Raw genomic sequence first — 14,201 nt, 5'->3', positions numbered from 1 at the left:
CAAAACAATATCAACCACTGATTAAAACACTAATAATCAGTTACTGGTAAACTTTTAAATTTATACACTTAGCCCATGTAAGAAGAATGTCATTTAGTTTCTATTTTAAAAAAGAACAACGACATCAACAGCACTATAATAATTAAACTAGAAGGGTATGATAGTATAAACTTTAGAATTGAAACACTAACTTATATTTATCTATTTAAAGGCTATCCAAATTCTACAGAAGTTTTAGAACTAATTTGTGCTAAAAACGAGATGTTATTAGCATTATAAAAGGATAATATTACATGTTCAGAAATAATCTCAACAAATTCTGTAATGTTAAACTTAATAATTGATTAAAATATTTTTCGCTTGCTCACATCTGTTTCATGAATATTTTTAGCGGAATTAGTTCATAGTAATTCTTTAATAAAATCGTATGGACTATCTCTTGCTAAAATTTCCTAGGAGTTGAAATAGTAACTAAAGACGAAAAGCCAGCCACAGACTTAACGGCAATGAATAAAAATAAAATTCGGTCAAAATTTATATTAATTAGAATCGATGGTCCGCATGATAATGAGCTAAAAATTAAGCCACCTCTATATTTTAGTAAAGAAAATGCAAATACACTACTTGAAGAACTTGATAATATTTTGATAAAGACAAAAAAAAATTAATACTTTTAGGTCAAATAAAAGAATACATGAAGAGCCCCCTTTTAAAAGATATTGGTTTAGTTTTTTTTAGAATAGCCATATCTGGAATGATGTTGACACATGGTCTACCTAAATTTCAAAAATTAATATCCGGAGATTTCCAATTTGGTGACCCAATTGGTATTGGAGCTACACCCTCTCTATTTTTAGCAGTTATTGGAGAGTTTATTTGTCCAATTTTAGTAATTATTGGATTTAAAACTAGATTATCTGCAATACCAACAGCAATAACAATGGCCGTTGCGGCATTTATAGCACATGGTGCCGATGATTTTGGAACTAAAGAAAAAGCACTTCTTTATTTAGTCTCTTTTATTACTATAATTTTGGTTGGCCCAGGGAAGTTTAGTGTTGATAGAAAATAAAACTTAAACTATTTTATAAAGTAGTTCTTTAAGTAAATCGGCATCACTCATAGCAACTGCGCCAACACCTTTTCCTTTTAAATCCATTTCGCGTAAGCTAGATATAATTCCACTTACTTTTTTCATAGGATAATTTCTGGCAGCCGTTTGTACTTCATTTACAAAATATGGATTAATACGTAATGCGCTGGCCACATTTTTAGGAGAATGGTCGCTTAAACCATGGTACTGCAATAATTGCGTAAAAAAACTATGTAATAAGGTAACCGTTAAAATAAATGGGTTGTCTTTTGGATTTTGCGCAAAATAATTTATAATTTTTGTAGCCTTAACAATATCTTTTTCACCAATTGCCCTTTTTAACTCAAAGTTATTGTAATCTTTACTGATACCTATATGCTCCTCTATATGCTGCGGTGTAATTTCGGTCTGTTGGGGTAGCGCAAGCTTTAATTTATCTAACTCTTTACTTATTTTACTTAAATCCGTACCTAAATATTCAACCAAAAGCAAAGAAGCTTTGTGAGAAATTGAATACCCTCTTGCCAGTAAATGTTTTCTAAGCCAATCACTTACTTGATTTTCATAAAGCTTTTTACTTTCAAAAATTACTCCGTTCTTCTTTACTATTTTATGAAGCTTTTTACGCTTGTCTAGCTTCTTATACTTATAACAGATTACAAGTACAGTAGTCTGTTGCGGATTATCTGCATAAGCGCACAAATTTTCAATAGTTCTAGATAAGTGTTGGGCTTCTTTTACGATAACAACTTGTTTTTCTGCCATCATCGGGTAACGTTTAGCATTTCCGACAATATCTTCTATTGTAACATCTTTACCATACAGCACCATTTGGTTAAAACCCTTCTCTTCTTCAGTCAATATATTCTTTGCAATAAAATCAGAAATCTTATCAATAAAATAAGCTTCTTCACCATAAAGAAAATAGATTGGGCTAATTTGCCCTTTCTTAATTGTATTGACTATTTGTACAGCTTCATCCATTCAATAAAATTCATCAACTTTGTGCAATGCAGCCACTAAATTTTCCTAACTACACTTTCAGGGTCAAAAATAACGAAAATAGAACCTTAATTTTTGACGATATACGTAAAAAGTTTGTGGTTCTTACTCCAGAGGAATGGGTAAGGCAACATGCAGTTCAATTTCTTATAGAAGATAAAGGGTATCCTTTAAGCCATATTAATGTAGAAAAACAAATAACGTTAAACGGTTTAAAGAAAAGATATGACATAGTAGTTTTTAAACCAGATGGGGAATTAGATATTCTCGTGGAGTGCAAAGCACCTTCCGTAACAATAAGTCAAAGTACTTTTGACCAAATAGCCCAGTATAATTTTAAGTTAAATGCAAATTATTTAATGGTGACCAATGGGCTTTCCCATTTTTATTGTAAAACGGACCTAGTCGCGGAAAAATATGAATTTATGCAAGAAATTCCTGATTTTAGCCGTTAATTTGCGATCGTTTTGAAGATAGCCGTCGTCATATTAAATTGGAATGGTGAAGTACTTTTAGAAAGATACTTGCCTTATGTTGTTAAATATTCTGTTGATGCAGATATATATGTAGCCGATAATGCCTCAACGGACAGTTCTATTGATTATATAACCAAAAATCATCCATCAGTTAAAATTATTAAAAATACGGAGAACGGTGGATTTGCCAAAGGTTATAACGATGCTTTGGTCAACGTAGATGCTGATATATTTTGCTTATTAAATTCAGATGTTAAAGTTACGTCCAATTGGCTGGTCCCCATCATTGAAGCCTTTAATAGGATACCCGATGCCGCAATTATACAACCTAAAATTTTGGACCTACTTAAAAAAGACCATTTTGAGTATGCCGGAGCAGCAGGTGGATTCATTGATCAATTAGGATATCCGTTCTGTAGAGGAAGGGTTTTTCAAACTTTAGAACGTGATAATGGGCAGTATAATGATATTAAAGAAATATTTTGGGCTACAGGCGCATGTATGTTCGTTAAGAAAAATGTATTCGAAGAACTAAATGGTTTTGATTCTGACTATTTTGCCCATCAAGAAGAAGTAGATTTTTGCTGGCGTGCAAAAAATCACGGGTATAAGATAATGTATGTAGGAACCTCTACCGTATACCATTTGGGAGGGTCTACTCTGAGTAATATGAATCCAAAAAAAACCTATTTAAATTTTAGGAACTCATTATTTTCAATAACCAAAAATCTTCCTAGAAGAAAAGCCTTTACCATTATCTTCCTTAGATTACTATTAGATGGTATTGCAGCAATACGTTTTCTTTTTCAGTTAAGATTTAAGCACTTTTTCGCTATTTTTAGAGCTCACCTAAGCTTTTACAGACAATTTAGAAAAATGTATAAAAAGCGAGAAAAAACTCAATTTATTAGAAAATATTACGCTACGAAGTCCATTGTATGGTCTTACTTCGTAAATAGAATAAGCAATTTTAACATTTTAGTAAAAGATTAACTAACGTGACATATAAGTGACTTTGTAATTCTATAATTTTGAAGTCGCTAAAATGCGAAATTGAAGTAAATAACTAAATTAGTATAATAGATTTAAATTATGAAAAAAGTATTATTAGGATGTCTTGGAGTAACGCTTTTATTGTCTTCGTGTGTTTCATCGAAGAAATATGCCGACCTTGAGGCAAAACACAAAACGGCACAAGATTTATTAAATTCTGCTACAGTTAAATTAAATGACTGTTTAGAGGAAAAAGCGACAGCTTCTTCTAGATTACAGACTTTGGAAGATCAAAATGCTTTCTTAAAAGCGAACAATCAAGATTTGATAAATAATATGGGCAACTTAACTACTTTGACCACCAAAGGAGCTGAGAACTTAGAAAAATCTTTAGAAAGTTTACAAGAAAAAGATCTAACTATTCGTAAGTTAAATGACGCTATAACACGAAGAGATTCTGTGAACTTATCTTTAGTACAAAGCTTAAAAGGTGTTTTAGGAAACTTGGATGACGAGGATATCGAAATCAGTGTTGAAAAAGGTGTTGTATTCGTATCTATTTCTGATAAATTATTATTTAGCAGTGGTAGCTATAATGTAACTAGTAGAGCTAAAGAGGTTTTAGGTAAAGTGGCAAAAGTAGTTAACAACAAACCAGATTTTGAATTTATGGTTGAAGGCCATACAGATAACGTACCTTACAGAGGAAATGGATCATTGCTGGACAACTGGGATTTAAGTGTTAAACGTGCTACTGCGGTTGTGCGTATTTTACAAAATGATTTCAATGTTGATCCTAAGCGTATGACCGCTGCTGGTAGATCAGAATATATACCTGTTTCTTCAACTGAAAAATCTAAAAATAGAAGAACTCGTATTGTTGTTCTTCCAAAAATTGATCAATTCTATAGTATGATTGAAGAAGGAATGAAAGATCCTTCTATCAACAAATAATAGTATTCAATTATTTTATAAAATTAAAGCGGTCTATATGACCGCTTTTTTTATTTATCAAACTTCAATACGAAAAAATTAAAGTATATCTAAACTTCCTTTTCCTTCTCTAATTACCTCTGGGTACCCTGTGGAGACATCAATAATTGTAGAACCAATATTACCCCCATAACCACCATCAATAACAACATCAACCAAATTATCCCATTTCTCATAGATAAGTTCTGGATCTGTAGTATATTCTAAAACATCATCATCATCTCTAATAGATGTTGAAACAATCGGATTTCCTAAACCTTCAACTAGAGCCTTTACTATACTATTATCGGGAACACGAATACCCACAGTTTTTTTCTTCTTAAATTCTTTTGGAAGACTATTATTACCAGGTAGAATAAAGGTATAGGGCCCTGGCAATGCTCTTTTCAATATTTTGAAGGTTGCGGTATCTATTTGACGAACGTAGTCAGACAGATTGCTTAAATCCGTACAAATAAAAGACCAATTTGCCTTAGCTAACTTAATTCCCTTAATACGCGCAATTTTCTCAAGCGCCTTAGTATTTGTAATATCACAACCCAAGCCATAAACCGTATCAGTAGGGTAAATAACTAAACCCCCTTTTCGCAAAATATCCACTACCCTTTTAATTTCTTTTGGATTAGGATTTTCTTCGTATATTTTTATAAACTCCGCCATATCAAATCTTTGTAAAAAACGTTATACTATAAATAACGCACTATTTTTATTATGAAAAAAGCTAGCATTATTGTTTTTATTGGATGTGCTCTGTTTTTTACCTCCTGTACAGAAGATAACAATACTACAATAGAATTTGAAACAGATGAGGCCATTTCCCTAAATAATTTATCATACGGTGATAATGCAAAACAAATTTATGACATATACTTACCAAAAAACAGAACACAAGATACCAAAGTTATATTGTTAATACATGGTGGCGGTTGGACCTCGGGTGATAAAATAGATATGAATGGCTTTAAAGATTTTATTAAAACAGAACTGCCAAATATTGCTGTAGTAAATATGAATTATAGGTTTGCCAATAATACAACATCGCCATATCCAATGCAAATTAATGATATTTCAAGTTTAATAAATTTACTTAAAGAAAAGCGTTCAGCGTATCAAATTTCAAATTCAATTGGTTTAATTGGCGTAAGCGCAGGTGGACATTTAGGACTTTTATGGAGCTATGCGCATGACAATGAACAACAAGTTAAAATGGTTTGCAGCATTGTAGGACCAACAAATTTATTGGATGATGCCTATCAAAACAGTACTGATCCGGTTATAAATGATTTAATTGGTTTGTTTGGTAACGATGAACAAAATTTACAAAATGCTAGTCCATTATACCAATTAAATGCAAATTCGCCACCAACCATATTATTTTATGGAGGTCAAGACCCATTAATTCCCAACGCTCAAGGAGTAGCACTAAACACTAGATTGACCGAGTTAGATGTAATTCATGAATTTACATTTTACCAAAATGAAGGTCATGGGTGGGTAGGACTTAACCTTCTTGATACTTCTATAAAACTAAAATCATTTATAGAAAATAATTTAAATTAACTGCAAATTAGTTAGGTGTAGAATACGATAATGAATTTTAGTTAAGAAATAATTACAAATTTATTCAGCCATACTTTTTAGTGTATTACCTCTAATTTAGCAAACCTTAGCAATAGTTTTTTGATATCACCTTTATCAAACATAATTTCAGCTTTTCTGTCATTTCCGGCTCCTTCTATTTTTACAACTTTGCCTCTGCCAAACCGTGTATGGTTCACTAAGGAACCTGCAACCAAATTTGGATCGATCGTGTGCGTATTCCCAACCGGCTCTGCAAGTTGTGGTCTAATTTTACGTAACTTTTTAAGTTGATTAGAATTTGGTTGTCCAATAATTGGGGGAGTTCCCCTTACTGGTTTGTCTTGCCGTAATCTGCTTTTATCCACTTCGCCAAAAATATCCGGATTTATGAGTGACTTATAACGATAGCCGCCATCTACCGGTGTTAAATTTTCAACATATTTCTCATCTATTTCTTCTAAAAATCGACTTGGTTCCGCATCAATTAACTTACCCCAACGGTATCTATTTTGAGTATAGGTTAAATACGCTTGTTTTTCTGCTCTAGTCAAGGCAACGTAGAATAACCTTCGTTCTTCCTCAAGCTCACTGCGCGTGCTCATACTCATACCAGAAGGAAATAAATCTTCTTCCATACCAACAATATAAACGTATGGAAATTCAAGTCCTTTTGCTAGGTGAATGGTCATCAATGCAACCCTATCATCATCACCAGTATCTTTATCTAAATCTGTAGCAAGAGCAACATCTTCTAAAAATTCTGCAATATTTCCAGTGGCGCCATCAATTTCTTTTTGGCCTTCAACGAAATCTTTTATACCATTTAAGAGCTCCTCTATGTTCTCCATTTTACCAATCCCTTCTGGAGTTCCATCTTTCTTAAACTCTAAAAGAATCCCTGTTTTTTTAGTTACAAGTTCAGACAAGGCAAAAGCATCGGTAGTTTCGTTCATTACCTGAAAACTCTTAATCATGGTAACAAAATCTTGAAGTTTTCTTTTGGTCCCAGAATTAATTTTTAAATCAATTCTGTCAATATTTTCCATTACTTCAAAAATGGAACGATTATAATGGTTAGCGGCGACTACCAATTTATCCAATGTTGTGCCTCCAATTCCCCTAGCTGGGAAATTAATTACCCTTTTTAAAGCTTCTTCATCTTTTGGATTAATGACCAAACGTAGGTAAGACAGCACATCCTTAATCTCTTTACGCTGGTAAAAAGATAGACCACCATAAATTCTGTATGGAATATCTCTCTTACGTAAAGCATCTTCAATAGCTCTAGATTGTGAATTTGTTCTATATAATACTGCAAATTCACCATTACCCATTTGCTCTTGCATACGGTGCTCCCAGATAGAATTGGCAACAAACCTACCTTCCTCTGCATCGGTGGGACTTCTATGAATTTTAATTACAGCTCCATCGTCGTTTGCGGTCCAAACTACCTTTTCTATTTGGTTTTGGTTTTTACCGATTACAGAGTTTGCCGCATTTACTATGTTTCGGGTAGAGCGGTAATTCTGCTCCAAACGATACATACCTACATTATCGTAATCTTTTTGAAAGTTTAAGATATTACTAATATTTGCTCCTCTAAAAGAATATATACTTTGTGCATCATCCCCAACCACACATATATTCTGAAAACGATCGGCCAAAGCCTTTACAATCAAATATTGCGAATGGTTGGTATCTTGATACTCATCAACCAAAATATATCTAAACCGATCTTGATATTTCATCAACACATCGGGGTAACGAGTTAAAAGTTCATTGGTTCGCAATAGTAAATCATCAAAATCCATTGCACCCGCTTTAAAACAACGATCTACATAATTTTCGTAAATATCACCTGTTCTAGGTTTTTTGGCCATGGCATCTTGCTCCACCAAATCGGGATCATTACGATAAGCCTTTACCGTAATTAAGCTATTTTTAAAAGAAGAAATTCTATTCTGTATCTGCTTGTACTTATAAATATCCTTATCAAGCCCCATTTCCTTTATAATAGACGCAATTAAACGCTGAGAATCTTGCGTATCATAAATAGTAAAATTAGCAGGGTAACCCAGTTTATTACCATCAATACGTAATAATTTGGCAAAAACGGAGTGGAACGTACCCATCCAAAGATTCTTAGCTTCACTAGCCCCAACAATATTAGAAATACGTGCTTTCATTTCACGTGCTGCCTTGTTGGTAAATGTCAATGACAAAATATTAAAAGAGTCCACACCTTGCGCCATAAGGTGTGCAATTCTATACGTTAATACACGCGTTTTTCCCGACCCTGCCCCAGCAATAACCATTAAAGGTCCGTCTTTATGTAAAACAGGTGCCTTTTGGGCTTCGTTCAATTCATCTATAAATGAGCTCAAATTTTCTTTTATTTAAAGGCGTGAATTTAGCCATTATTGAGAGATCGTAAAAGTGATGTTATTTAGATTTATAAACAATGGATGGTATTTCTTTTCATTTTGAATATATTTAAGCTTTAATTCCGAATAGTATGCTTATCAGTTGATGAGTTTGAGAAACGAATGTCAACTTAACAAAGAGAACAATTTAATTTAAAATACTGATTATGAAAAAACTAGGTTTATTGGCTTTAGTACTTTTCGGATATTCCGTGCAAGCACAAGGACCAAATCTTGAAAAAGACTACAAGGCCATTGAAAGCAAAGTAGTGGATTGGCGTAGAGAAATTCATCAAAATCCTGAATTGGGAAACCGCGAATTTAAAACTGCGGAGAAAATTGCAAAGCACCTGAAATCTTTAGGAATTGAAGTACAAACGGGTGTTGCACATACTGGTGTAGTTGGTCTTTTAAAGGGTGACTTACCCGGAAAGGTAGTAGCACTTAGAGCGGATATTGATGCATTACCAGTAACAGAACGAAATGATTTACCCTATAAATCTAATGTAACTTCAGAATTTATGGGTGAAAAAGTGGGTGTTATGCATGCTTGCGGGCATGATACACATACTGCCATTTTAATGGGTGTTGCTGAAGTAATGTCTAAAAACAAAGATAAAATCAAAGGCACCGTTAAATTTATCTTTCAACCAGCAGAAGAAGGTCCACCACCAGGAGAAGAAGGCGGAGCTTTATTAATGGTAAAAGAAGGTGTAATGAATAGTCCAAAAGTAGATGCTATTTTTGGTTTACACATTAACTCTCAAACCCCAGTTGGTGTTATCAAATATAAGTCTGGCGGCACTATGGCCGCAGCTCAAGAATTTACTATTAATGTTAAAGGAAAACAATCTCACGGTTCTCAACCATGGGCAGGTGTAGATCCGATTTTAATTAGTGCAAAAATTATTGATGGACTGCAATCTATCATAAGTAGAGAAACTGATCTTACCAATGAAGCTGCGGTAATTACCGTTGGTAAAATTAGAAGTGGTGTTCGTTTTAATATTATACCTGAATCTGCTGAGATGATCGGTACAATTAGAACATTGGATTATGACATGAAAGACAAACTTAACAAGCGCATGGTCGAAATGGTTAAGGATATAGCCAAGGCATATGGTGGTGAGGCTACCTGTGAAATTAAGGATGCTACTGACATTACTTATAACAATCCAGAATTGGTAGAGCAAATGCTACCTACTATTAGAAGGATAGCGGGTAATGCAAATGTGCAAAATCAAAAAGCGGTAACCGGTGCAGAAGATTTCTCATACTTTCAAAGAGAAGCACCCGGTTTTTTCTTTTTCTTAGGCGGAATGACACCAGGTAGTACCGAATCATTTCCTCACCATACACCAGATTTTTTAATAGATGACAGTGGTTTACTTTTAGGAGTACGTGCTTTAACAGAAATGAGTATAGATTATTTGAATAGTGATCAAACACCACTATTAGATATTAAACCAAAAGGATAATTTTGATGAATCAATTTTTAAATAGCATTCCAAGCCTACCATGGTGGGCTTGGATTTTTTTGTTTATTTTTTTAGTTGCGATTTGGGATATATTTATCCAAAAACGACATACTATTAAGCACAATTTCCCTGTAGTGGGACATTTACGCTATTGGTTAGAGAGTATTGGTCCAGAAATGCGACAATATTTTGTTGCAAATAATAGGGAAGAACTGCCTTTTAATAGAATAGAAAGAGGTTGGATTTATGCTTCGGCAAAAAAAGAGAACAATTATGAAGGTTTTGGATCTGACCGTGATCTTTATGCACACCAACATATATTCATAAAAAATAGAATGATGGGGTTTGAAGTTCCTAACGGGCACCCTAATGCTACAGAACCAACCTTTATACCATGTGCCAAAGTTATGGGTCTACATAACAATCGTAGAAAACCATTTAGACCTGCTAGTGTTATAAATGTATCTGCAATGAGCTTTGGCTCTTTATCTGCTGCAGCCGTTGAGGCTATGAATAAAGGGGTTAGAAAAGCGGGAGCATTTCATAATACGGGTGAAGGCGGACTTTCTCCCTACCACAAGCACGGTGGAGATATTGTTTTTCATTTTGGTACTGGTTATTTTGGTGTACGCACGGAAGATGGCAATTTCTCTATGGAGAAAATGAAATTATTGGTAGAAAATAATCCGTCAATTAAGGCTATTGAAATTAAATTATCACAAGGTGCAAAACCAGGAAAGGGTGGTGTACTACCAGGAGCAAAAATTACCCCTGAACTAGCCGAAATTAGAGGTGTTGAAGTTGGTAAAGATGTATTATCACCTGCTACGCACAAAGCGTTTTCAAATGTTATAGAATTAATGGCCTTAATTGAAGCCATTGCTGATGAAACAGGATTACCCGTAGGTATAAAAGGAGCTATAGGAAAACTAGACCAATGGGAAGAATTGGCAGATATGATGTTAAAAACAGGAAAAGGTCCAGATTTCATAACTGTTGATGGTGGTGAAGGTGGTACTGGAGCCGCTCCCCCATCTTTTGCTGACCACGTTTCTTTACCTTGGGTGTACGGATTTTCAAGTCTGTATAGAGTATTCTTGAACAGAAATTTAACGGATAGAATTGTATTCATTGGATCAGGTAAATTGGGTTTTCCTGCAAAAGCAGCTATGGCATTTGCAATGGGAGCAGATTGCATAAATGTTGCACGTGAAGCAATGATGAGTATTGGTTGTATACAGGCACAAGTATGCCATACAAACAGATGCCCAACAGGTATTGCAACCCAAAGTAAATGGCTACAAAAAGGTATTAACGTGCCATTAAAATCGGACCGATTGGCACAATATTTCAACACTTTCAGAAAAGAATTTTTAGAAATTACCCATGCAGCCGGCTATGAGCATCCTAGCCAATTTACTATGGATGATGTTCAAGTAAATGTTGATGATAATGACTTAAACCGCAGTTTGGCATCTACATACGGTTATAATAAAACCAAAGTACCTTTTAATGGTGTACAAGAATTAAAAGACTGTTCGTATCTTGGTGGCAAAATTTAGATAAATATGATGAAAATATTTTTATACTTAGCATTTTTACTTGTTGGGATATCTACTATACAGGCACAGAAAAAAAGTGAATTAATAGAACAGAATCAAGATTTAAAATATAAACTAGATTCCATTTCACGAATGGTCAGTACCTCTCAAAGAAATGAGAAGTTAGCTGATCAACGTTCAAATGAATATCAGTCTCAAGTAGCAGAGTTACAAGATGCAAATGCAACTTTAATGAAGAACTTAAATAGTTTTGCAGCATTATCTAGTCAAAATTCTGAGAATATCAATAAAACCATGGCTGCTTTGGAACGAAAAGAAAAGCAACTAAAAGGGGTGACAGATGCTGTTTCCAGTAATGATTCGACCGCTGTTGTACTATTGACGAATTCTAAACAAGTTTTGGGTGAAAACGCAAAAGTTAGTGTAGCCGATGGCTCCGTTATTATTTCAGAAAATTTAGATTTTTTCTTTGCCGATGGCATAGGTATTAAACCAACTGATGAATCTAAGACTTGGATTGAAAATGTTGCTAAAGTTGCCAATGCAAATCCTAAAAGTGTTATCACTATAGCAAGTTTAAATATAACTGGTGAAATGGATATTGCTTTACAACAAGCTACTGCAATTGCTAGTATTCTAATAAAAGATTACGGCGTAAACGGTGAGCGTATCGTAGCCGTAGGAAAAGATGGAGGCTTACGCGAATCATTACAAATAAAGTTTCAGCCCGATTATAAAGCATTTTATGATATGGCAAAAGGAGATATAAAAAATTAAATTACTTGCATTTCATCGATAAAACACTATACTAATTGAGAAATTTGGACGTTCTTATTTCGTAAATTATAACTAATTAAAAAATGACGTCAGATCAAATATTTCAACTTTTTGCTTATTTATTACCTTCAGTAGTCACTGGAGCTATAGCATTTTACTTTTTTAGAATGCATACCAATAATGAAGAAGGACGTAGACGTTTCCTATTACATAAAGATTCTCAAAAAGACACTTTACCAATACGTTTACAGGCTTATGAACGAATGGCATTATTTTTAGAACGCATTGCAATCCCTAGTCTAGTTGTACGAGTTGCACCACAATCTAAAGAAAAAGGTGCTTATGAAAGCTTATTAATAAAAAGTATTGAAACAGAATTTGACCATAACCTTTCACAGCAAATTTATTTGAGTGATGAATGTTGGAACATTATAAAAGCAGCAAAAAGTGCCACTATACAAATGATTAGAAAGGCAGCAATGAGTCAAACAGAATCAGCCGATAAATTAAGGGAAGACATACTTAATGAAACCATGGACAAGACATCACCGTCTGCTACGGCATTATCGTTTGTGAAAAAGGAAATTGGAGATTTGTGGTAGTATATTTAACGTATAGTTGCCAGTAATATAAAATGACCGACGAACTAAAGAAATACGAATCCACAATAAAGAAGAAACATAGTTTCAATTGGACACCAAAATTTGAAGAAGAAATAAGAACGGATTTAAATAAAACTGTAATTATTCCGATTGTAATTCAAACTTATGAAAAGTTAGGTTGGAACTTAGTCTACCAAGATGAAAAAAGTGCTGAAGCTAAACGAAAAGGAGATTGGAATAGATGGACTGAAAAAATAACTGTTTCTTTCGATTATGGAAAACTGTCAATAAAAAGCGTCTCACTTGGAAACGAAATGTGGGATAATGGACGAAATTCTAAACGAGTAAAATTATTTATTCACGCATTTAAAAAAACTGAACAGGAATTTGACAGAGAAACTTTAGCTGAATTAGAAAAAGAAGTAGAGAAAAAAAATAATTGGGATGATTATGAAATCCCTGAAAACTTACCACAACCAAAAATCCGAAAAGAACCTCAAATATGGATTCCAATCGTTGGAGGTTTAATTACGTCTTTATTATTAGGTTTTATTGTTGCATTTCTTTCTGTAAAAGGAATATATATAATTGGACTTTTTGAAGTAGGAGTCGCAATTGTAATGGGTTTTGTTTTAAAACAGCTTATTAAAGTGAGTAATTACACTTTTTATGACCATTTACATTACCTTTTAATCGGTATGATTCTTATAACATACATTTCAAATCAGTATTTTCAGTATCAAATAATATTAAGTGAAAATAACTTTCAACCTTTTAGTTTTTGGGAATTTATGCAAGCAAGGTTTGAAGCTGGATTAACGCTTAAAAATCTAAATACTGGTTGGATAGGATTATTAATCAGTTGGATTTTACAATTAGTAATTACCTATTTTGTTGGTATTTTAAGACTTTCGTCAAGTCTAATATCTTATTCACTTGAAAGGATTCCAATGGAAGTTGTAGATTTTGCATACTATCATTTTGTAAAGGAAAAAACGGAAGACCAAGTTAGAGCTGAATTATCAAAAATGGGTTGGACTGAAAAACAAGACCAAGAAGAAGTTTTTGAATCAATTGGAGCTATGCAAGGAGCGACTTAAATGAGTAGAATGGAATAAAATACTACTGGCAACAACGTATATAGCTCATAGCTGGGCAGTTGCTTAATCGAATTTAAGGCATATTTGAAAAGTCGCCAAATTTTTAAATTTGACGATTTCC

At 33.6% G+C, this 14,201-nt stretch carries 13 protein-coding genes; 10 read left to right on the top strand and 3 right to left on the bottom strand.

Features of this window, described 5'->3' with window-relative positions:
- Positions 1-694 precede the first annotated feature (694 nt).
- A complete protein-coding gene (locus tag BTR34_RS15855) occupies positions 695-1,072 on the top strand; it encodes a DoxX family protein (RefSeq protein ID WP_068482959.1) in 378 nt (125 codons plus the stop codon).
- Between the two features lie 3 nt (positions 1,073-1,075).
- Here BTR34_RS15855 and holA read toward each other — a convergent pair whose 3' ends face one another.
- Complete coding sequence (gene holA / locus BTR34_RS15850) at positions 1,076-2,077, bottom strand: DNA polymerase III subunit delta (protein ID WP_068482956.1); 1,002 nt, start codon at positions 2,075-2,077, stop codon at positions 1,076-1,078.
- A 26-nt stretch (positions 2,078-2,103) separates the two neighbouring features.
- On the opposite strand from holA, the gene BTR34_RS15845 reads away from it, so the two are divergent.
- The 3 genes from BTR34_RS15845 (at position 2,104) to BTR34_RS15835 (ending at position 4,518) form a co-directional block, all read left to right on the top strand.
- Positions 2,104-2,550, top strand: a complete 447-nt coding sequence (locus BTR34_RS15845) for a type I restriction enzyme HsdR N-terminal domain-containing protein (RefSeq protein WP_068482953.1) — start codon at positions 2,104-2,106, stop codon at positions 2,548-2,550.
- 12 nt (positions 2,551-2,562) lie between these two features.
- The gene (locus tag BTR34_RS15840) at positions 2,563-3,564 is read left to right on the top strand and encodes a glycosyltransferase family 2 protein (protein WP_068482951.1); all 1,002 of its coding nucleotides are present in this window, start codon (positions 2,563-2,565) and stop codon (positions 3,562-3,564) included.
- 99 nt (positions 3,565-3,663) lie between these two features.
- A complete protein-coding gene (locus BTR34_RS15835; protein ID WP_068482948.1) occupies positions 3,664-4,518 on the top strand; it encodes an OmpA family protein in 855 nt (284 codons plus the stop codon).
- A gap of 78 nt (positions 4,519-4,596) precedes the next feature.
- Here BTR34_RS15835 and BTR34_RS15830 read toward each other — a convergent pair whose 3' ends face one another.
- Positions 4,597-5,217 carry an L-threonylcarbamoyladenylate synthase gene (locus tag BTR34_RS15830; RefSeq protein WP_068482945.1) on the bottom strand — a complete coding sequence of 207 codons (621 nt, stop codon included), beginning with the start codon at positions 5,215-5,217 and terminating at the stop codon, positions 4,597-4,599.
- 51 nt (positions 5,218-5,268) lie between these two features.
- On the opposite strand from BTR34_RS15830, the gene BTR34_RS15825 reads away from it, so the two are divergent.
- Positions 5,269-6,117 carry an alpha/beta hydrolase gene (locus BTR34_RS15825; protein ID WP_068482943.1) on the top strand — a complete coding sequence of 283 codons (849 nt, stop codon included), beginning with the start codon at positions 5,269-5,271 and terminating at the stop codon, positions 6,115-6,117.
- Between the two features lie 77 nt (positions 6,118-6,194).
- Here the strand turns inward: BTR34_RS15825 and BTR34_RS15820 are convergent, their stop codons facing one another.
- Positions 6,195-8,522 carry an ATP-dependent helicase gene (locus tag BTR34_RS15820; RefSeq protein ID WP_068482940.1) on the bottom strand — a complete coding sequence of 776 codons (2,328 nt, stop codon included), beginning with the start codon at positions 8,520-8,522 and terminating at the stop codon, positions 6,195-6,197.
- Between the two features lie 206 nt (positions 8,523-8,728).
- On the opposite strand from BTR34_RS15820, the gene BTR34_RS15815 reads away from it, so the two are divergent.
- The 5 genes from BTR34_RS15815 to BTR34_RS15795 all read left to right on the top strand — a co-directional run bounded on the left by BTR34_RS15815 (position 8,729) and on the right by BTR34_RS15795 (position 14,080).
- Entirely contained in the window at positions 8,729-10,039 is a 1,311-nt protein-coding gene (locus BTR34_RS15815) for an amidohydrolase (protein ID WP_068482938.1), read from the top strand.
- A 5-nt stretch (positions 10,040-10,044) separates the two neighbouring features.
- Positions 10,045-11,601, top strand: a complete 1,557-nt coding sequence (locus BTR34_RS15810) for an FMN-binding glutamate synthase family protein (RefSeq protein ID WP_068482935.1) — start codon at positions 10,045-10,047, stop codon at positions 11,599-11,601.
- A 6-nt stretch (positions 11,602-11,607) separates the two neighbouring features.
- Positions 11,608-12,378: a hypothetical protein gene (locus tag BTR34_RS15805; protein WP_068482932.1), complete on the top strand. Its 771-nt coding sequence runs from the start codon at positions 11,608-11,610 to the stop codon at positions 12,376-12,378.
- Between the two features lie 83 nt (positions 12,379-12,461).
- Positions 12,462-12,980, top strand: coding sequence for a DUF7935 family protein (locus BTR34_RS15800; RefSeq protein WP_068482929.1), 519 nt, complete (start codon positions 12,462-12,464; stop codon positions 12,978-12,980).
- Positions 12,981-13,012: 32 nt separating this feature from the next.
- On the top strand, positions 13,013-14,080 hold the full coding sequence (locus BTR34_RS15795) for a hypothetical protein (RefSeq protein WP_068482926.1): 1,068 nt from the start codon (positions 13,013-13,015) through the stop codon (positions 14,078-14,080).
- Positions 14,081-14,201 lie beyond the last annotated feature (121 nt).

This window comes from Maribacter hydrothermalis (assembly GCF_001913155.1).
In the GTDB taxonomy this organism is placed as follows: domain Bacteria; phylum Bacteroidota; class Bacteroidia; order Flavobacteriales; family Flavobacteriaceae; genus Maribacter; species Maribacter hydrothermalis.
This window is presented reverse-complemented; position numbering and strand designations above follow the sequence as displayed.